The organism is Streptomyces sp. NPDC043996 (genome assembly GCF_056435225.1).
This window is the reverse complement of the sequence record NZ_JBWKEY010000001.1, coordinates 66,242-85,781: the sequence shown is the minus strand read 5'-3', so window position 1 is coordinate 85,781 and position 19,540 is coordinate 66,242. Positions and strand designations below refer to the sequence as shown.

The window sequence follows — 19,540 nt, the reverse complement described above, 5'->3', positions numbered from 1 at the left end:
CGAGGCGCGAAGCGCCAATGCTTTTCGGGGGTGACAGGGGGCGGAGCCCCATGGTTCGGGAAGGGGCGGGTCTGGGGCGCCCCGCGAGGGTTAGCCCACGCCCCGGTCCGAGCCCTCGCGCGCGCCCTCAGGCAACCGCGGCGGCCGGTACGCGGCCACCGGCGCCGCCCCGGCATCCGGCCGCACCGCCCCGAGCACCGGATTCGCCGCGAGGGGCGAGACCTTCACCCGCGCCCCGGGCCGCGGCGCGTGCACCACGAGCCCGTCGCCGAGGTACATCCCCACATGCGTGGCCTTGGGGAAGTACACGACGAGATCCCCGGGCCGCAGCGCACGCAACGGCACCCGAGGCAGCCGCGCCCACTGCTCCTGGCTGGTGCGGGGGATATCCCGGCCGGCCCGGGACCAGGACCGCTGGGTGAGCCCGGAGCAGTCGTACGACCCGGGCCCCTCCGCGCCCCACACGTACGGCTTCCCGATCTGCCCGACGGCGTACCGCAGGGCCCGCTCGCCCCGTGCGGACGGCGCCCGCCGGACGCCGGGCGCCCCGAGCGCCCCGGACGCGAGCAGCTTCCGCTGGGCCTCGTCCGTGCCGTCCCGCTCGGCCCGCTCCAGCGCGGCCAGATCCTCCGCGCTGAGGGAGGCGAGCAGCTCCTCGACCTCCCGCAGCCGGGCGCGCACCGCGTCGCGGGCCCCCTTCTGCCGCTTGGCGAGGGACTCCTGGGTGGCGAGGGCGCGCCGCGCCTCGCGGGCGAGCAGGTCGGCCCGGCGCGCGCCGTCGGCGAGCCGGGTGACGGTCGCGGCCCGCCCGGCGGCGGCCCGCCGCAGCACGTGGCGCTGGTCGAGGGCGCCCTGCGGGCTGCGGGCGAGCAGCAGCCGCACGTAGGAGGAGATCTCCACGCTGTTGTTCTGGTACTGCTGGCGGGCCAGGCGGCCCGCCGCGCTCCTGCCGTCGTGCGCCGACGCCCGCGCGGTCGCCAGGCGGCGGTTGAGGCCGCTGACGCGGCGGCGCTGCTCGCGGAGCTCGTCGTCGGCCTCGTTGTACGTCTCGGTGGATTCCTCGGCCTGCCGGTACAGGCGCTGAAGGTCCGTCAGGAGCTGGGTGACGGTCCGCTCGCCGGGGCCCGGGCCGGGTGCGGCGTGCGCGGGCGGGGCGGCGGTCGCAGTCATCAGCGCGGTGAGCGCGGTGAGCGCGGAGCCCGCGCAGGTCCAGCGCAACAGCCTTCCTGACACGTCATCACCTCCGGGGCGCGGCGGGACTTCCGGCGCGTACCGCGAGCATCCGGGGGTGGGTGGGGGTGCGCCTGTCGGGGGTGGGCGGGTGGAGCAAGGGGGTCACCCGAACCAGGGGTGCGCGGCGCGTCCCCTTGCACGCGGGGCGCCCCAGGCCCGCCCCTTCCCGAACCGGGGGCGGCTGCCCCCGTTCCCCCGCTCAAAGCCAATCGGCGCTGGCGCGCCTCGTCCTCAAACGCCGGACGGGCTGAATCACCGCGCTTCGCGCTTGTCCTCAAGCGCCGGACAGGCTTGAACTGTCCCACCCACCCGAGAGCCGCTAGGTCGGGGGGTGCGAGGGCCTCTGCCGGTGTAAGGGTGGGCGGGTGGGGGATAGCCCGTCCGGCGATTGAGGACACGGTGCGCAGCGCTATGGGGTCGGCTTGGACCAGGGCCACTTCAGGTTGCGGAGGCCGGGCTCGGGGGCACCCCCCTCGGGCGCGTACTCGTAGCGCCAGCCGGGGTGCAGCCCGAACCGCCGACCGGTACCCGCGGCCACCCGCCGGTAGACGTGCACCGTGGGCGCCCCGCCGCCGTCCGCCGGCACGGGCACGCGGTAGAACTTCGGCGGATGCCCCGTCGGCCCGAGGAGGACGGGGAGCACGCGGCCGTCCAGGGGGCCGCCCACGAAGGGGGTGTCTTCACTCTTCACGGTCCCAGTGTCGCCCGCTTCCCCCGGTCACAGCAGCCGCGCCGCCTCCGCCACCACCGGAAGCACCCGCCGGGCCAGCTCGCCCACGGGTCCTTCGGGGCTCTCCAGGGCGAGGGCGTGCCGCACCATCTCCGCGGTCTGCGGATCGCGGCCCGCGGTGGCCGCGATCTGGGCCACGAACAGGTCGACCAGGCAGTCCCGCAGCTCCGCCGCGGGCGGCTGCTTGTCCTCGTCGAGCCAGATGAGGGAGGCCGCCTCGACCGCGGTGAGCCACATCCGCACGGTGGTGCGAAGGCGCGGCCCGGCGGGCTCGGCGAGGTCCATGTGGGCGAGGATGTGCGCGGCGGCGGACCGGCGCACGCCGTCCACGATGGCGGTCGTGCGGGAGGTCTCCACGACGCTGCCGCCCTGGAGCAGCGCGCTGAACCCGGCGTCGTGCTCGTCGACGAACGCCAGATACCGGTCGACGGCCCGCGCCAGGCGCCGGGTGAGCGGGCCGTCCTGGGCCTCGGCGAAGCACTGCTCGAGCTCCTCGGCCGCCGACCGCAGCGCGGCCTCGTACAACTGCTGCTTGCCGCCGGGGAAGTAGCGGTAGACGAGGGGGCGCGACACCCCGGCGGCCTCCGCCACGTCGTCCAGCGAGACCTCTTCGGGCGCGCGGTGCGCGAACAGCGACAGGGCGGCTTCGAGCAGCTGGCGCCGCCGCTCCTCGACGCTCAGACGCCGGTACGCGGGGGTGGGGCTGACGGCAGCGGTCATGTCCCGCAGCGTAACCGGGTTGCCGTACGAGGAGTCCGGCCCGGAGCGGCCCGCGCGGCCGAAAGCCGCCGCCCCCGCCGCCCTCGTCCCTGCCGCCGCTAGGCCAGCAGGCCCGAGGACTTCCACAGCCTGCGGCCCACGCCGTGCAGCACCCCGATGTCGTCGAGGAAGTCGGTGAGGCGCTTGGCGCCGGACTGCATGACCTCGCGGCGGTGGCCGCTCGCCTTGACCTGGGCGAGCGCCTCGCGGCGGTCCAGGCCGACGTCCGTGTAGACCCGCGGGTTGACGAAGGCGATGGAGAAGACGCGGGCCGCCTCGCCGCTGCTGATCCGGGTCAGCTCGCGCTCCCAGCGCGGGGCGGTCACCATCTGGCGGCGCAGCTCCTCGCGCGCGTACCGGACGTGCCGGGCCTCCTCGACGACGTGGATGCGGGTCACGCCGCGCACGATCGTCTGCACGCGCTCGTCGGGGAACGTCAGGCGCTGCATCCAGTCGAGGATCTCCTCGCCGAGCAGGGTGCAGGCGAAGGAGCCGGGGGTGGTGGACACGGTCTTCAGGACGCGGGCGAGGTTGTGGTTGAGGCGCGTGACAGGGTACGTCGGCGCGCCGCCCTTCTGGATCATGCGGGCGAACATCATCGAGTGCCGGCACTCGTCGGCGATCTCCGTGAGCGCGTACCGCACGTGCGCGCTGGTCACGGACTTGTCGTAGATGTGCCGTACGAGCAGCTGCATCAGGATGATCTCGAACCAGATGCCGAGCGAGGCGAGGGACGCGGCCTCGTGCCGGGCCAGGTCGAAGCGCTGTTCCTCGGACATCCGCCGCCACATCGGGGTGTCGTAGAGCGAGACGAGCTCCGGCGGCCAGAACCACTTGCCGTCCTCGACGGGGGCGTCCCAGTCGAGCTCCTTGTCCGGGTCGAAGGAGTGCTTGGCGGACGACTCCAGGAGGCGCGCGGCCACCTGTTCGCGGTCCTTGAGCAGGCCGAGGGCGTCCCGCAGACCCGAGAGCCCGGTGTCTTCGGTCACGGTCGTCATGACGTCTCCTGCCTCGTGGTGTAGGGGGCGGGTGGAGGGATGGGTGGGAGGGCCCCGATGGGGGTTACCGGGGGTCACCTCTTATAAGACTCCTTGTCAGCAAGGCCGTCAATCCCTCGCGCGCGACTTGTTGACCCGGCATCTACTCGCGTGTGAGCCTGCCAACGGGCCACCCTTTCCAGGCGGTTGCGGGACATCAGGGGCCGCCGAGACTCGCGAGGAGCCGTCAGTGTCTACGCGCGATCTGTACACCACGGGCCAGCAGGACCTCACCTGGCAGGTGCCCGCCACCGGCGCCGCCCGCTTCACCTGGGAGTACGACGACGGCCGCGAGCGCCTGTTGAACCTGTACCAGAAGGGCAAGGACAAGCAGTGGGACGGCGCCACGCGCATCGACTGGGAGCTGGAAGTGGACCCACTCGATCCGCTCGGCACCCCCGATGAGGCCATGTCGCTGTACGGCACCCGCCACTGGGACCTCATGTCGGCGCGCGAGCGCGGCGAGCTGCGCAAGCACTACGCCTCCTGGCAGTTCAGCCAGTTCCTCCACGGCGAGCAGGGCGCGATGGTGTGCGCGGCCCGCATCGTGGAGTCGGTGCCCGACCTGGACGCCAAGTTCTACTCGGCGACCCAGACCATGGACGAGGCCCGGCACGCCGAGATCTACGGCCGCTTCCTGCACGAGAAGATCGGCATGCTCTACCCGGTCAACGACAACCTCCAGGCCCTGCTCGGCGACACCCTGCGCGACTCCCGCTGGGACATGCCCTACCTCGGCATGCAGGTCCTCATCGAGGGCCTCGCCCTGGCCGCGTTCGGCATGATCCGCGACACCACCGACAAGCCGCTGCCGAAGCAGATCCTCGCCTATGTGATGCAGGACGAGGCCCGGCACGTGGCCTTCGGGCGGATGGCCCTGCGTGACTACTACAAGCAGCTCACCGACGCGGAGCTGCGCGAGCGCGAGGAATTCGTCATCGAGGGCTGCTACTTGATGCGCGACCGGCTGCGCGGCGTCGAGGTCCTGGAGAACTTCGGCATCCCCAAGGCGGAGGCCGAGGAGTACAGCGAGCGCTCCGAGTACCTCCAGCTCTTCCGGCAGCTCCTGTTTAGCCGCATCGTCCCCTGCGTCAAGGACATCGGCCTGTGGGGCGAACGCCTCCAGCGGGCCTACGTCGACATGGGCGTGTTCGAGATGGGGGACTCCAACCTGGACCTGCTGATGGCCGAGGACGAGGAGATCGCGGAGAAACTCGACGCGGAACGGTTCGCGGCGGAGGAGCGCGACCGCGTCGCGGAGGTGGCCCGCACCATCGCCGCGGGCGACGATGTCAGCCCGTCCGGCGTTTGAGGACGAGCCGCGGAGCGGCGATTGTTTTTCAGGGGTCAGGGAAGCAGGGGGCCAAGGCCCTACGAGCCCAGCGCCGCCTCCATGACCGCGCGGGCCACAGGGGCCGCCGTGCCGCCGCCACTGATGTCCGCGCGGTCGGCGGCCGCGTCCTCCATCACCACGGCCACCGCCACCGCGGCCTCCGCGTCCCCCGGCTTCTGCGCCCACGAGATGAACCAGGCGTACGGCGTCCCGGCGTTGCCGAGGCCGTGCTGGGCGGTGCCGGTCTTGCCGCCGACGGTGGCCCCGGCGATCGCCGCGTTCCGCCCGGTGCCCCGCTCCACGACGTCCGTCATCAGCTCCCGCAGCCGCATGGCCGTGGCCGGGCTCATCGCCTGGCGCGGGGCCGGTGCGGACGTCGCGGCCACGGTGTCGCCGTCGTCGGTGGTCGTGCGGTCCACCAGGTGCGGCGCCCGGACGTAGCCGCCGTTCGCGACGGCCGCCGAGACCAGTGCCATCTGCAGCGGCGTGGCGCGCGTGTCGTACTGGCCGATGGCGGAGAGGGCGAGCTGGGCGCGGTCCATCGAGGTGTCGAAGGTGCTGGTGGCGACGGACGAGGGAACCTTCAGGCCGGGGTCGTTGAAGCCGAACTTCCCCGCCGTCTCCACCATGGCGTCCAGGCCGGTGTCGACGCCGAGCTTGGCGAACACGGTGTTGCACGACCACTGGAAGGCGTACCGCAGGCTCGCGTCCGTACACCCCTCGACCTCGTTGGACAGGCTTGTTGAGGTGCCCGGAAGCCGGTACGGCGCCGGTGACCTCGTCGGCTCCTCCAGGTCGGTGATCTCCCCGGAGTCGAGCGCGGCCGCCGCCGTCACCACCTTGAACGTGGAGCCCGGCGGATAGGTCTGCCGCAGCGCGCGGTTGAGCATCGGCTTGTCCGGGTCGCCGTTCAGCCGCGACCAGGCCGCCGCCACCGAACGGCCCGTCCCCGCGAGGGACTCGGGGTCGTAGCTCGGCGTCGACACCAGGGCGAGGATCTTCCCCGTGGCTGGTTCCACGGCGGCGACGGCGCCCTTCTTGCCGCCGAGCCCGGCGTACGCCGCGCGCTGCACGGCCGCCTTGACGGTGGTGACGACCTCGCCGCCGGGGCTTCGCGCGCGCGTGAAGTCGTTCCACAGGGGGAACGGCGCGAGCATCGGATCGGCCCCGGAGAGCACGGAGTCCTCGGCGTGCTCCAGGAACGTCGTGCCGTACACCTGCGAGGCGAAGCCCGTGACCGGCGCGTACAACGGGCCGTTCTTGTACGTCCGCTCAAAGCGCAGCTGCTCGCCGGTGTCCTTGGAGCCGGTGACCGGGCGGCCGTCCACGAGGATGTCGCCGCGGGGCTGGGAGTAGCGCGCGATGGCCTGGCGCCGGTTGGCCGGGTTGGCGTCGTAGGAGTCGGCGTCGAAGACCTGGACGCGGGTGGCGTTGATGAGCAGGGCCAGCAGCAGGAGCAGGCAGAAGGCGGCGGCGTGGCGGATGTACCGGGTCACGAGGACGCCTCCTTCGGCCGCTGGTCCCCGGTGTGCCCGGCGGCGGGCGGAGGCTGGGCGCGCGCCGAGTCGCTGAGCCGGATGAGCAGCGCCACGATGATCCAGTTGGTGACGACGGACGAGCCGCCCTGCGCGAGGAACGGCATCGCCATGCCGGTCAGCGGGATGAGCCCGGTCACGCCGCCCGCGATCACGAACACCTGGAGCGCCACGATCGAGGCGAGCCCGATCGCGAGCAGCCGCCCGAAGGGGTCGCGAAGCGCGAGCCCGGTCCGGTAGCCGCGCTCCACGAGCAGCGCGTAAAGGAGGAAGATCGCGGTGAGCCCGGTGAGGCCGAGCTCCTCGCCCGCCGTGGCCAGGATGAAGTCGGACTTCGCGGCGAAGCCGATGAGGATGGAGTGGCCGAGCCCGAGGCCGGTGCCGAGCAGCCCGCCCGCGGCGAACGCGAACAGGGACTGGGCGAGCTGGCCCGGCCCGCGGCCCGCTTCGATGGACGCGAAGGGGTGCAGCCAGTCCTCGACCCTGCTGTGCACATGCGGTTCGAGGGAGCCCACCGCGTACGCTCCGGCGGCCGCGAGCAGCAGCCCGATCGCGATCCAGCCGGTGCGGCCCGTGGCCACGTACAGCAGGACCACGAACAGGCCGAAGAACAGCAGCGAGGTCCCGAGGTCGCGCTCCAGGACAAGGACGCCGACGCTCAGCAGCCAGATCGCGACGACAGGGCCGAGCACCCGGCCCGTGGGCAGCTGCACGAACCGCCACAGGGTGCGTCCGGTGGCGGTCAGGGCCGTGCGGTTGGCCGCGAGGTAGCTGGCGAAGAACACCGCGAGCAGGATCTTCGCGAACTCGCCCGGCTGGAAGGAGAACCCGCCGACGCGGATCCAGATGCGGGCGCCGTTCACGGCCGGGTAGAAGATCGGCACGATCATCAGGACCAGCGCCGTGACGACGGAGAGGTACGCGTACCGCTGGAGCAGCCGGTGGTCGCGCAGCAGCACCACGACCGCCACGCACAGGCCGACGCCGATGGTCGACCAGACCAGCTGGGTGGGCGCGGCCCGGTCGCCGGGCGTCTCCAGGTCGAGCCGGTAGATCAGGACGAGGCCGAGGCCGTTGAGGAGCACGGCGATGGGGAGCAGGAGCGGGTCCGCGTACGGGGCCCGCAGCCGCACCGCCAGATGGGCGAGGAGCGCGAGCACCCCGAGCCCGGCGCCGTAGCCGGCGGCGCCGGGCGGGACGGAGCCGGTCCTGGCCAGGCCCACGTCGCAGTAGCCGTAGACCGAGAGCAGGACGGCGACGACGATCAGGGCGAGTTCGGTGCCCCGGCGCCTAGGGACGCGGACCTCCATGACCGGAACGTAGCAAGCCGCGGGCTTAATGTCCGGTTATGCCCCGCCCGTTCGGGGGGTCAGCACCAGCGGGGCGCGGCCCCGATGTTGGCGATGTAGTGCGCGGCGCCCCAGGCCCAGGTGCCGTCCGTGAGGAGGTACCAGCGGTCGTTGCCCCCCACGTGCTCGCCGCGCGTCTTGCAGAAGATGTGCACGATCTTGCCGTACGGCTCGTGCCGGATGACCTTGCTGCCGCGGGTGGGCCGGTCGCGCAGCAGCAGCCCGGACTTGGCGGTGACCTTGCCCTTGTAGACGTGGGGGTGCGCCGCGCCGTCGGCGGCGAGGGCGGGCGCGACGGATAGCGTGGTGACGGCGAGCGCGCCACCGGCGGCGGCTATGCCGAGGCGGACGGCGAGGGAGCGGGGACGAAGGGCCATGAGGTCTCCTCTGGGGAGTGGGGTGTGCGGCCGTTTCCTAGGCCGCGATTCACGCTAAAAGCGACACCGGGCGTCCGCAAAAGGTCACGTACCGTCAGGCGGCCTCGTCACGTGCCGCCAGACGTCCCCGTCACCTACGGCCAGACGTCCCCGTCACCTACGGCCAGGCGTCCGCATCACGTACGGTCAGGCGTCCCCGTCAGGCCCTGACTTCGTCCGGCTCGCCCCCGGTGGGCCGCTCATCGAACGGCAGCGTGAGCGTCGCGACCGCTCCCGGCCCTTGCTCCACATTGGTGAAGGTGAGGCTCGCCCCGACCACCCGCGCCTGCCCGAGGGCGATGGTCAGGCCGAGCCCGTGGCCCTTGGTGGTGCCCTCCGTGCGGAACCGCTGCGGCCCGTGCCGCACCAGGTAGTCCGGGAAGCCGGGGCCGTGGTCGCGCACGGTGATCACGGGCCCGTCCACGGTCAGGACGACCGGCGGCGCCCCGTGCTTGAGAGCGTTCGCCACGAGGTTCCCGAGCACCCGCTCCAGGCGCCGCGCGTCGCTCTCCACCAGCAGATCGCGGACGACGACCAGCTCCACCTCGGCGCCCGAGGCCCGCACCACGCGCTCCGCCAGGGGAGCGAGGAGCACCGCGTCCAGGTCCACGCGCTCGTTGCGCGTGTCGAGCCGGGAGATCTCCAGGAGGTCCTCGGTGAGCGTGCGAAGGGCGGCCACCCGGTCGCGCACCAGCTCCGTGGGGCGGCCCGGCGGCAGCAGCTCGGCCGCCGCGTGCAGCCCGGTCAGCGGGGTGCGCAGCTCGTGCGCCACGTCCGCGGTGAACCGCTGCTCGCTGAGGAGCTTGCCCTGCAGCGACGACGCCATCGTGTCCAGGGCGCCGGACACCGTCGCCACCTCGTCCTGGTGCCGGGCGGGGTCACGGGTGCGCGGGTCGTTCACGCGGGCGTCCAGATCACCCGCGCTGATCTTGCGCGCCACCCGCGCCGTCAGATGCAGCCGCCGCGTCACGCGCGTCACCGCGAACGCCCCGACCAGCAGCGTCGCCCCGATCGCGAGCACGGACGAGCCGACGATCGCCCGGTCGAGGCCGTCGATCGTACGGGCGCCCTGCGCGTAGTCGACCTGGACGGCGATCGCCCGGCCGCCGTCCGCGGGACCCGCCGCCCACACCGTGGGGCTCTTGTCGTGGTCGCCGACCATCGTGCCGCGCTCCCCGCCCGCCGCGAGCTCGCGCAGCGCGCGCGGCAGGTCCGGCGGGTCGATGCCCGCGCCCGGCGCGAGCCGCCCGCCCGCCTCGTACTGCTTGGTGGCCTCGTCGAGCCGGGAAAGCGCGCGGTCCCTGGCCTGCCCCACGGTCTGGTTGGTCACCGCGACGTGCACGAGCACGCCGAGCAGGGCCGCGAGCGCGCAGCACATCACGGCGATGAACACCGCGGCCTTCCACGTCAGCGTCGCCGTCCACGCGGGCAGGCGAAGGCGGCGGCGCGGGCGGTGGCCCGCCGTGCGCTCGCCCGCCGCGCGCTCGCCCGTCATGAGTCCTCGCCGTCGGGGCCAGGCCGCTCGCCCGCGCTCGGGCCCGGCGCGGGGCCCTCAAGGCCGGGGCCCTCGGTGACCTCGGGCGCCGGGCTGCGGCCGCCCTTGGGCCGGGGCGCGTCCGAGGAGCGCAGGAACTCGTCGCGCGTCGGCAGCATCGCGCGCTGGTGCCGGTCCCAGGACCAGGCCGTGCGGTACTCGTAGCCGGGGATGTCGGAGACCGCGCGAAGCACCAGGTCGCGCCCGGCGAGCTCGACGCCGAGGACCGCGTCGGAGGTGCCCATGATCTGGGTCAGATGCCCCTTGTCCATGGCGTAGACGCGGATCGCCAGCTGCTCCTCGGGCATGCGGATGCCGATGACCACGTCGTCCTTGCCGTCGCCGGTGAAGTCGCGGTAGTACGCCTTGAGTACCGGGCACTCCTTGGCCTTGGCCTTGTCCTTCAGGCCGCAGTCCTTCAGGGCGTCGGCGGTCTCCTTGTAGAGCGCGGAGGGGCCCGAGTAGTCGTCGGGGTGCGCGGCGGCCTGCGCCTTCACGATGTCGACCGGGTTCACCTTGTGCAGATCGCCGCCGGGCACCCGTACGCCCGTGACCTCCTCGGTGTCCGCCGTGCCGTAGTCGCCGAGCGGCGAGGAGGCGGGCGGCAGGTCCGGCCACAGCCGGGTGGGGCCGACGGCCGTGGGCGTCGAGCCCGCGCTGCGCAGGTCGCCCGGGTCGCCGCAGCCCGCGGCGAACGCGGCCGCGGACAGCGCGAAGAGGGCCGCGGCGAGCGCGCGGCGCCCGCCGGGGCCCGGCCCGCGCGGGGTGCGGCTGCGGCTGCGGTTCAACTGCACTCCTGCTGCCTTGAGCGGTGGCCGCGCGCGAGCCCGGCCCCGGTGAGCCGGGGGGCGCGTGCTCAGCGCACGAGGTCGGCGTAGAGAATGATGTTGTCGGTGCGGTGACCGTCCTTGATCGGGCCGCCGCACGTCAGCAGGCGCAGCTCGGGACGGTCGGTCGCCCCGTACACCTTATGGGTTGGAAAGTCTTTCTTGTCGACCTGCTGGATCGCGCGGACCCGGAAGGCCGCGGTGTCGCCGTCCGCGCGCGGCACCAGGATCTCGTCGCCCACCTTCACCTTCGCCACGTTCCGCATCAGCGCCGGACCGTTCACCGTGTCGTAGTGGGCGACCAGGACGGCCGCGCCCTTCTGGCCGGGCGTCACGCCGCCCGTCCACCAGCCGGGCACCTCCGCCTTCGCCACGGGCGGCACCTCGAGCGCGCCGTCCGCGCCGATGCCGAGGTCGAGCATCTCCTTGGCGTCCACCCCGGCGGCGGGGATGCGCAGGCCGGTCGGCTTCGACTCCTTCAGCGGTGCCGCTGCCTGCCGGGCCTGGGCGGTGGCCGCGTTCCGCACGGTGACGTCCGGCGCGGGGGACGCGGAGCGGCCGCCCTGGCCGCAGGCGATGAGGCCGACGCCGACGGCTCCGGTGAGCAGGGCGGCGGCCGCGAGCCTGCGGCGGACGCGGGGACGGGGCGCGGCGGGGGTCTCGTCGGCGGGCGGGACGGGGGCGGACGTGCTCACGGGGGCTCCTGGAGGCTCCTGGAGGGGCGGCGGCGGTGCGCGCGCGGGGGCTTGACGGGTCCTAGTCGTCGGTGCGGCCGCGGCGGAGCATCGCGAAGCCCAGGCCCGCGGCCCCGGCGGCGGCCATGGCACCGCCCGCCACGAGGAAGGCCGGGTCCCCGGCGTCCCGCAGCCCGTCGGTGCCCGCCCGGACGCCGCCCTTGGGGGTGACGGTCTCGTCGGGCGACGAGGTCTTCCCGGGGGAGACGGAGACCGGGGCCGATGGCGTGGGCGACGCCGCGCTGGCGAGGGCGCCCGTGGCCGGGACGAGCAGGGCCCCGCCCGCCAGCACGGACACGACGGCGGTACGGAGGACGGCGGTGCGGCGGCGGGGATGGCTCACGGTTCGTTCCTTCGCGCTCGTGCGCTCGTGCGTTCCGCTCGTGCGCTCGTGCGTTCGGCGGGTCGCCCCGGAGGGGGGCGGGCGATCGATGACAGTGACGACGCTAGAAGCCCGCCATTGCAGTGGTTCGGCGGATGTGTAACAGCGAGCCCAAGCTGTGCGGGCAGTGCCGTTACGGGACGACGGGGGGACCGCGGCCGCTCGCCCGGACCGGCCGGGTGAACCCCGGGCGGCCCCTCATCGACTTCCCGGCACCGCCGTCGGCTTCTTGCCGCGGGCGCGCCGGGCTGCTCCCATGGTCATGGGGTGATGGGGATGAGCGGACTGCGCGTCGTACCGGCGTACCAGCACGGTCAGGAGCGGCTCTACGTGTGCCGGGCGGACGGCAGGAACGTGGCCTGGTACGACCGCGAGACCGCGCGGGTGAACCTGCTCAGCGCGGATCGCGAGGAGGACGTCCTGCACGTCCTGGCCCCCTTCCTCAGCGGCAACGTCACGGTGGGCCCTCCGCCCGTGCCCACCCCCGCCGAACTCGCCCGGCTCGCCCTGCACCCGGACGACGACCTCGCGCCGAACCGGCCGGGGGAATGGCTGCGCGTCTGGCTCGAACGCGAGCCGCCCACCGCCCGCAGGCTGCGCTCCGACCCCCGTGACCGGGCCCTGGCCGCGGAGGCCGCCGTCGGCGCGGCCCTCGACGCCCTCGAGGGCCTTGGCTGGCACACCCTGCACTCCATCGGCCTGCCCGGCGGCGCCCGCGTCCACCACCTCCTCATCGGCCCCGGCGGCCTCTTCTGCGTCCGCGCGGTGGCCGCGCGCAAGCAGCGGGTGCGGGTGGCCGACCCGATGGTGGCGGTCGGCAGGGCGCAGCCGGTGCCGCTCCTGCGGGAGCTGCGGGCCGACGCGGCCCGGGCGTCCTTCGCGCTCACCGCCGAGGTCCGGCCCGTCCTCGTGCCCGCCGGGGCGCTGTCCGTGGACGCGGTGGCACCGCCGCGCGAGGTCCGCGTGCTCCGCGAGCCCGACCTGCCCGCACTCGCCCGCACGGGCGGCGTCCTCAAACCGGCGGACGTAGAGGCCCTCCACGCCCTTGCCCGGGACCGCCATACGTGGCTACGGGTGTGACGGGGCCACCGGGGCCACCGGGCTGGGCGCCTCGGCCGCGCCTACGGTGGACGGGGCGGTCTCCGCCCTGCCTGGCGGGGACCTGGCGGTCTTTGGCCGTACCTGTTGTGGGCTTGGTGGTCTCGGTTGTACCTGCTGGGGCCTGGCGGCCTCCGCTGTACCCGCTGTGGGCACGGCCGTCTCCGCCGCACCTCGCTGTGGGCAGCTGGTCCGCCCAGAGGGCGGAACGGGTGGGCACAGCCCCGAAGCCGCCGGGTGCCGGTTGAGCGGGGCCGAAGCCGCCGGGCACCGAGTGAGCACAGAGCCGCGAAGCCGCCGGGCACCGGATAGGCACAGCCCCGAAGCCACCGAGCCCCGGGCAGGCGGACCCGAAGCCGCCGCACGCCCGGCGCGCAAGCCGCAGCGCACCCGGCAGCAACACGCCCCCCTCAGGCGCCCCCGCCCGAGGGCAGCACCCCCGCCCCCGCAGGGTCCAGCACCGGCGCCAACAGATCCCCGTACCGCCGCAGCCGCACCCCCATGTCCGGCACCCGGAACACCAGCCGCTCAGCAGCCCGCAGGGCCCCGCACGCCTGCACCTCCTCCCACGTCACCGGAGCCGACACGGTCGGCTCCGCCCGCGCCCGCACCGTGTAAGCCGTCGCCGTCGTCTTCGCCGCCGCGTTCTGGCTGAAGTCGACGAACACCTTCCCCGGCCGCAGGCTCCGCGTCATCCGGTGCACCACGAGATCCGGCAGCGCCCGTTCCGCCGCCACCGCAAGCCCCTTCGCGTACGCCGTCACCCGCGCGGAAGCGACCGGCACCAGCGGCACAAGCAGGTGCAGCCCCTTGCTCCCGGAGGTCTTGGCGTACGCCCGCAGCCCGTCGGCGACCAGCCGCTCCCGCAGCCACAGCGCGGCCGCACACGCCTCCACCACGGTCGCGGGCGGCCCCGGGTCGAGGTCGAGCACGAGCCGGTCGGCGAGCCCGGGGGCGTCGGCCTGCCACTGCGGCGTGTGGAACTCGGTCACCAGGTTCGCCGCCCACACCAGCGTGGCCAGGTCCTGGACGAGGATCTGCCGCCCGGCCCCGTCCGACCGGGGCACCTCGGCCGTGGGCACCCAGTCGGGAGTGCCCGGCAGCACGTTCTTGGTGAAGAAGCGCTGCCCGTCGGGCCCGTCGGGGAAGCGGAGGAACGACACGGGGCGGTTGTGCAGATGGGGGAGCAGCGCGTCGGCGGCGGTGGCGTAGTAGTGCAGGACCTCGCCCTTGGTGAAGCCGCTCGCCGGATACAGCACCTTGTCGAGATTGCTGAGCGCGAGCCGCCGCCCCGCCACCTCAGTGATGGGGGTCATACGAGGAGAATCCCATAAAACACGGACAAAAATGAGCAATACCCCCACCTCGCCCCGGAGAAGGCACCACCACCGCATCGAAAATGATCGATGCATTCACCATCTTGGTGGCCTTGTGTGCACGTTCCGGATTCACCGAGTGACCCACGGTGCCCTCAGGCCGCGTCGGGCGTTGAGAATTTCATGGTCATCTCCGAGGCCCTGTGTGGTTGAGCGTAGGATCAGCTGACCCTCGTACCGCCCGCGACCAGCGAAGCCCGTCCGCGCGGCTTCGGCAGCGTGATCGAACTCACGGCGAGCGCCCCGGCGCCCGCCGTTCTCCGGCCCCCGGAGAACGTGCCAGCCGGCGCGAGAAGCGACGTGTTCCATGCGACTTGTTTAATCGGAATCCAACCAAACGGCCAGACAATTGATATCTAGAGCATCGCGGGTGTCTTCGCGAATAAAGAGCAGAATTGACGTCGCGGCGTGGCGTCAGCCACGGGTACTGCTGTGGGCCGCGGCGGGCTTGGTGGTCCTCGGATTCCAGATCGCCCTCGAGATCGCCACGCGCCACTACGGCACGCCCGGACCGCTCACCAACCAGGCGCGCGAGATCGTCCTCGGCCCGGCGTCGGGACCGCTCCTGTACGCGGGCATGGCGTTGATGATGGTCGTGCTCACCTGGCGCGAACGGTTCATCGCGGCCGGCGCCGCCATCGCCATCGACATCCCCTTCTTCCTCGTGCGCTGGGCCACCGGCGACAAGCTGACCTTCGGCAACGGCGCGCTCTGGGTGCTCCTGGGCTGCGCGGTCATCGCCGTCACACGCCGCACGGGGCAGCGGCGCACGCTGCTCCTGAAGGGCGTCGGCCTCGGCCTGCTCCTGGTCGCCGGGCGCAAGACCGGTGACGCCTGGCTGCTCATCACGTCGAAGACCCGCCCGAAGGTGCTCGACCCCTACCTCGCCACCGCCGACCACGCCCTGGGCAACCCGTCCTGGGTGGTGGGCCGCGTGGTCGAGGCCACCGGGCCCGTCGGCTCCCACTTCCTGGACTTCGTCTACGTCCAGCTCGCCGTGGCCGCCGTCGTCGTCGCGCTTTACCAGCTGCGCAACGTGGCGGCGCAGGGGCGCTTCCCGAGCCATCACATCGTGCGCACGTTCCTGGTCATCGGCCTGATCGGCCCGGCCTGCTACATGATCTTCCCGGTGGTCGGCCCGGTCTTCGCCTACGGCACCGGCGCGTTCGGCACCGGCGGCGCGGAGTGGGCCGTGGCCAACGTGTGGCCGCACACGCTGCCGTCGATCGACGCCCCGCCGCAGCCGGTCCTCTACGACGGGATCACCCCGCGCAACTGCATGCCCAGCCTGCACACGGCCTGGGCCACGGCGATCTTCATACACTCCCGCAAGGGCCCGCGCGTACTGCGTTTCGCGGGTACGTTCTGGCTGATCGCCACGCTCACCGCGACCCTGGGCTTCGGCTACCACTACGGCGTCGACCTCGTCGCGGGCGTCGTCTTCACCCTCACGGTCGAGGCGGGCATGCGCGCCCTGGACCGGGGCTGGGACCGGTCGGCGGTCCGCCTGGTCGCCCACGGCGCGGCCGTCTTCGCCGCGCTCCTGCTGTCCTACCGCTATCTGGCGGTGGAGATGTCCGAGTACCCCTGGCTGTTCGGCCCGCTCCTGCTGCTCGCGATGGCCTCGGTGATCTACGCCTACGCGCGGACCACCAAGCTGTGGGAACCGCAGGCTCCGCCCGCTCTGCGCGCGAAGCCGCAGCCCGAGCTCGTCTGAGCCACCGGGCCCCGTGGGCCTGTTCCCCGCCGACGCCCCGGCCGGGAACAGGCCCACGGCGCGTCGTCGGCCCCCGCGCCCGCGCCGGTGGCCGACGACCCGCACTGCGGGGAAACTGTTCACGGAGAGGACGGAGGTGCTCCCGAGGCACCGCAAGACGCTCCCGAAAGGTCTCGCCCATGCGGTCCATATGGAACGGCGCCATCTCCTTCGGCCTGGTCAGCATCCCGATCAAGCTCGTCAACGCCACCGAGAGCCACTCGGTCTCCTTCCGCCAGATCCACACCGAGGACGGCGGCCGCATCCGCTACCGCAAGGTCTGCGAGCTGGAGGACCGCGAGGTCCCCGCCGCCGAGATCGGTAAGGGGTACGAGGACGCGGACGGCTCCGTCATCCCGATCACGGAGGACGACCTGGCGTCGCTGCCGATCCCGACCGCGAAGACCATCGAGATCGTCGCGTTCGTCCCCGCGGACCGCATCGACCCGCTCCAGATGGACACCGCGTACTACCTGTCGGTCAACGGAGCACCCGCCGCCAAGCCCTACACCCTCCTGCGCGAGGCCCTGAAGCGCAGCCAGAAAGTGGCCATCGCCAAGTTCGCCCTGCGCGGCCGCGAACGCCTCGGCATGCTGCGCGTCGTCGACGACGTCATCGCCATGCACGGCCTGCTGTGGCCGGACGAGATCCGCGCCACCGACAGCGTCGCCCCCGACACCGGCGTCACTGTCCGCGAGGCCGAACTCGACCTGGCCGACGCCCTCATGGACACCCTCGGCGAGGTCGACATCGACTCCCTCCACGACGACTACCGCGAGGCCGTCGAGGAGATGATCGCCGCGAAGGTCGACGGCGGTACGACCGCGGCCCCGGCCCCCGCGGCCGACACGGGCGGCGGGAAGGTCATCGACCTCATGGCCGCCCTGGAGAACAGCGTCCGCGCCGCCCGCACGGCCCGTGGCGAGCACCCGGAGGAGGAGCGGGAGGCCGAGGTCACCGCACTCCCGCGCCACCGCTCCCGCACGGCCCCCAAGCAGGTGGGCGGCAAGAAGTCGACGACCGCGAAGAAGCCGACGGCGGCCGCCCCGAAGAAGAGCACGGCGACGGCGAAGAAGACCACCGCGACCACCGCGAAGCAGCCGCCGACGCCCAGGAAGTCCACGAGCACCGGGAAAACCGCGACGGCCAAGGAGACCACGCCCACGAAGAAGGCCACGGCCACGAAGAAGACCACGGCGGCCAAAAAGACCACGACCGCCAAAAAGACAACGGCGAAGCGCCGCGCGTCCTGAGCCAGCCGCCCCGGACTTCTCCCGACGTACCCACCCCCACCCCTCACCCGGCGTCCCCACACACCGTCACCGCGAACAACCCCACCTCCTCCTTGCGACTGCGCACGTTCCCGAACCCGGCCTCGCGCGCCCAGCCCTCCGTGAGCGCCGCGTTCCGGCACTTCATCACCCACGGCCGCCCCTCCCTGTTGGGCAGCACATGAGCGATGAAGTCCAGCTGGGGATGGCGGGTCTGCGTGGTGCAGACGAGGACGCCGCCCGGGGCGAGCAGCTGCCGCAGCCGCTTGAGCGAGGTCCGGATCGTGTCGTCCTCGAGCAGCAGCTCGTACAGGCCGGACACGACGACGACGTCCGGCGCCCCGCCCGCCGGCGGCCGAGGGTCGAACGCGTCCCCCGTCTCGTACGAGACGTTCGTCAGGCCCCGCGCCCGCGCGAGGTCCTCGCCCTGCCGCAGCCCGGCCTCGGCGAGGTCCCGGCACACCACCCGCACCCGCTCGGGTCCGTACGCGGCGGCCACGTCCTGGAGGTAGCGGCCGGGCCCCGCGGCCACGTCGAGGACGCGGACCTCGCGGCCCGGGCGGGCGTCGATCTGCTCGCGCAGCACCCGCTGGAGGAGGTTCCGCCGGGCACGGATGGCGCGCCAGCCGACGGCGTTCAGATAGACGCGGTCGACGAGGCGGCCCACGCCGAGCGCGCCGCGCGACCGGTTCACGTACACGTAGTCGAGCATCGTGCCGCTGTCGAAGCCGTGCCGGTAGCCGACGCGGATGCCCTCCGAGGTGCGCCCGACCGTGCGCAACAGCCCCCGGAGCATGGACCACTTGAGGTTCCGCAGAGGTTTCGTCATGCGCGCAAGCGTGGCCGCGGGTCCGCGGGCGAGATATCCGTACGACTACTCGGGACGACCTGAGTACACGATGGCGCGGCACCGACGGACGACGACTAGGAAGGTAACAACAGTGACACACGGCACAGTTGCTACTTTGATACACGATTGAATGATCGACTAGCGCCCGATTCGTGATCGACTCGACCTGACGCGACGCGACCAGCGCCCGACAGGCCACGTTCCGCAGGCCGCGTTCCACAGGCCACGCACCACAGGAGGTCCCCCCGTGACCGGCTCCGACCCCAGACTCGACTCGTCCGCGGAGATACGCGCCCGCATCGACACGAGTAAGCCGCACTCGGCCCGCTTCTGGAACTACTTCGTGGGCGGCAAGGACAACTACGAGAGGGACCGGGAGCTCGGCGACCAGATCAAGGAGATCTTCCCCGGCCTCGTCGACGTCGCCCGCACCAGCCGCCACTTCCTCGGCCGCGCGGTCCGGCACCTGGCGGGGGAGCAGGGCATCCGCCAGTTCCTGGACATCGGCACCGGCCTGCCGACCGCCGACAACACCCACGAGGTCGCCCAGCGCGTCGCCCCCGACGCCCGCATCGTCTACGTGGACAACGACCCCCTGGTCCTGGCCCACGCCCGCGCCCTGCTCACCAGCACCCCCGAGGGCGAGACGTCGTACATCGACGCGAACATGTACGACCCGGAGGCCATCCTCACGGAGGCCGCCAAGACCCTGGACCTCTCCCAGCCGGTCGCCCTGATGATCCTCAACACCCTGGGCCACGTGGCCTCCTACGACCAGGCCCGCGACCTGGTCAGCCGCCTGATGGCGGGCCTGCCCTCCGGCAGCTACCTGGTCATCAGCGACTCCACCGCCACCAGCCCCGGCATGATCGCCGCCTCCGACGCGTACAACAAGAGCGGCGCGATCCCGTACTACGTCCGCAGCGTCGACGAGATCACCGGCTTCTTCGACGGCCTCACCCTCACCGACCCCGGCGTCGCCCAGGTCACCCGCTGGCGCCCCGAGCCGACCACGGACACCACCATCGCCGTCGACGCCTACGCGGGCGTCGGCCGCAAGCCGTAACCCCAGGTGCGGCGCCCACCCGACCACTCCGGGCGCCGCACACAACCCGTTCCTGAGGACCCCCACGAAGCTGGTAGGGTTCTACCCGTCGCCGCGAACATCGCGACGGACACGCCCCCGTAGCTCAGGGGATAGAGCAACGGCCTCCGGAGCCGTGTGCGCAGGTTCGAATCCTGCCGGGGGCACTCGCCAGTCAGAGACTTGAAATCATGTCCTGACCAGCGCGGATGCCTTGAAGAAAGGGCCGGAGTCAG

General features: G+C 72.8%; 18 protein-coding genes and 1 tRNA gene. 6 read left to right on the top strand and 13 right to left on the bottom strand.

All coding sequences use genetic code 11. The features are described from left to right. Positions 1-90 precede the first annotated feature (90 nt). The 4 genes from AC07A4_RS00425 to AC07A4_RS00410 all read right to left on the bottom strand — a co-directional run bounded on the left by AC07A4_RS00425 (position 91) and on the right by AC07A4_RS00410 (position 3,720). Positions 91-1,233 (bottom strand): C40 family peptidase, encoded by a 1,143-nt coding sequence (locus tag AC07A4_RS00425; protein ID WP_478590930.1) that lies wholly within the window; start codon positions 1,231-1,233, stop codon positions 91-93. Positions 1,234-1,642: 409 nt separating this feature from the next. Then, a complete protein-coding gene (locus tag AC07A4_RS00420) occupies positions 1,643-1,924 on the bottom strand; it encodes a hypothetical protein (protein ID WP_478590927.1) in 282 nt (93 codons plus the stop codon). 27 nt (positions 1,925-1,951) lie between these two features. Continuing rightward, the gene (locus AC07A4_RS00415; protein WP_478590925.1) at positions 1,952-2,683 is read right to left on the bottom strand and encodes a TetR/AcrR family transcriptional regulator; all 732 of its coding nucleotides are present in this window, start codon (positions 2,681-2,683) and stop codon (positions 1,952-1,954) included. 98 nt (positions 2,684-2,781) lie between these two features. Continuing rightward, the gene (locus AC07A4_RS00410; RefSeq protein WP_478590923.1) at positions 2,782-3,720 is read right to left on the bottom strand and encodes an AurF N-oxygenase family protein; all 939 of its coding nucleotides are present in this window, start codon (positions 3,718-3,720) and stop codon (positions 2,782-2,784) included. Between the two features lie 229 nt (positions 3,721-3,949). Between AC07A4_RS00410 and AC07A4_RS00405 the strand changes: the two genes are divergently transcribed. Further along, positions 3,950-5,071 (top strand): ferritin-like domain-containing protein, encoded by a 1,122-nt coding sequence (locus AC07A4_RS00405; RefSeq protein ID WP_478590920.1) that lies wholly within the window; start codon positions 3,950-3,952, stop codon positions 5,069-5,071. Between the two features lie 59 nt (positions 5,072-5,130). Here AC07A4_RS00405 and AC07A4_RS00400 read toward each other — a convergent pair whose 3' ends face one another. The 7 genes from AC07A4_RS00400 to AC07A4_RS00370 all read right to left on the bottom strand — a co-directional run bounded on the left by AC07A4_RS00400 (position 5,131) and on the right by AC07A4_RS00370 (position 11,830). Next, positions 5,131-6,588 carry a penicillin-binding transpeptidase domain-containing protein gene (locus AC07A4_RS00400; RefSeq protein WP_478590918.1) on the bottom strand — a complete coding sequence of 486 codons (1,458 nt, stop codon included), beginning with the start codon at positions 6,586-6,588 and terminating at the stop codon, positions 5,131-5,133. Continuing rightward, positions 6,585-7,937 carry an FtsW/RodA/SpoVE family cell cycle protein gene (locus tag AC07A4_RS00395; RefSeq protein ID WP_478590915.1) on the bottom strand — a complete coding sequence of 451 codons (1,353 nt, stop codon included), beginning with the start codon at positions 7,935-7,937 and terminating at the stop codon, positions 6,585-6,587. Before AC07A4_RS00395 ends, AC07A4_RS00400 begins: the two co-directional genes overlap by 4 nt. A 59-nt stretch (positions 7,938-7,996) precedes the next feature. Continuing rightward, on the bottom strand, positions 7,997-8,353 hold the full coding sequence (locus tag AC07A4_RS00390; RefSeq protein ID WP_478590913.1) for an SH3 domain-containing protein: 357 nt from the start codon (positions 8,351-8,353) through the stop codon (positions 7,997-7,999). A 199-nt stretch (positions 8,354-8,552) separates the two neighbouring features. Beyond that, on the bottom strand, positions 8,553-9,887 hold the full coding sequence (locus AC07A4_RS00385) for an ATP-binding protein (protein WP_478590910.1): 1,335 nt from the start codon (positions 9,885-9,887) through the stop codon (positions 8,553-8,555). After that, positions 9,884-10,720 carry a hypothetical protein gene (locus AC07A4_RS00380; protein WP_478590907.1) on the bottom strand — a complete coding sequence of 279 codons (837 nt, stop codon included), beginning with the start codon at positions 10,718-10,720 and terminating at the stop codon, positions 9,884-9,886. Before AC07A4_RS00380 ends, AC07A4_RS00385 begins: the two co-directional genes overlap by 4 nt. A 62-nt stretch (positions 10,721-10,782) precedes the next feature. After that, entirely contained in the window at positions 10,783-11,448 is a 666-nt protein-coding gene (locus AC07A4_RS00375; RefSeq protein ID WP_478590905.1) for a class F sortase, read from the bottom strand. Positions 11,449-11,509: 61 nt separating this feature from the next. Beyond that, a complete protein-coding gene (locus AC07A4_RS00370) occupies positions 11,510-11,830 on the bottom strand; it encodes a hypothetical protein (protein WP_478590903.1) in 321 nt (106 codons plus the stop codon). 315 nt (positions 11,831-12,145) lie between these two features. Here AC07A4_RS00370 and AC07A4_RS00365 point away from each other — a divergent pair, with 315 nt between their 5' ends. Then, entirely contained in the window at positions 12,146-12,949 is an 804-nt protein-coding gene (locus AC07A4_RS00365; protein WP_478590900.1) for an NERD domain-containing protein, read from the top strand. Between the two features lie 428 nt (positions 12,950-13,377). Here AC07A4_RS00365 and ligD read toward each other — a convergent pair whose 3' ends face one another. Continuing rightward, entirely contained in the window at positions 13,378-14,283 is a 906-nt protein-coding gene (ligD, locus tag AC07A4_RS00360; RefSeq protein ID WP_478590898.1) for a non-homologous end-joining DNA ligase, read from the bottom strand. Between the two features lie 454 nt (positions 14,284-14,737). Here ligD and AC07A4_RS00355 point away from each other — a divergent pair, with 454 nt between their 5' ends. Both AC07A4_RS00355 and ku read left to right on the top strand, forming a co-directional pair. Further along, the gene (locus tag AC07A4_RS00355; protein ID WP_478592802.1) at positions 14,738-16,060 is read left to right on the top strand and encodes a phosphatase PAP2 family protein; all 1,323 of its coding nucleotides are present in this window, start codon (positions 14,738-14,740) and stop codon (positions 16,058-16,060) included. 179 nt (positions 16,061-16,239) lie between these two features. Then, entirely contained in the window at positions 16,240-17,352 is a 1,113-nt protein-coding gene (ku, locus tag AC07A4_RS00350) for a non-homologous end joining protein Ku (RefSeq protein ID WP_478590895.1), read from the top strand. A 43-nt stretch (positions 17,353-17,395) separates the two neighbouring features. Here the strand turns inward: ku and AC07A4_RS00345 are convergent, their stop codons facing one another. Continuing rightward, positions 17,396-18,199 (bottom strand): class I SAM-dependent methyltransferase family protein, encoded by an 804-nt coding sequence (locus AC07A4_RS00345; protein ID WP_478590894.1) that lies wholly within the window; start codon positions 18,197-18,199, stop codon positions 17,396-17,398. A 268-nt stretch (positions 18,200-18,467) separates the two neighbouring features. Here AC07A4_RS00345 and AC07A4_RS00340 point away from each other — a divergent pair, with 268 nt between their 5' ends. Continuing rightward, positions 18,468-19,286: an SAM-dependent methyltransferase gene (locus AC07A4_RS00340; RefSeq protein WP_478590891.1), complete on the top strand. Its 819-nt coding sequence runs from the start codon at positions 18,468-18,470 to the stop codon at positions 19,284-19,286. A gap of 113 nt (positions 19,287-19,399) precedes the next feature. Beyond that, positions 19,400-19,471 (top strand) — tRNA-Arg (locus AC07A4_RS00335). Positions 19,472-19,540 lie beyond the last annotated feature (69 nt).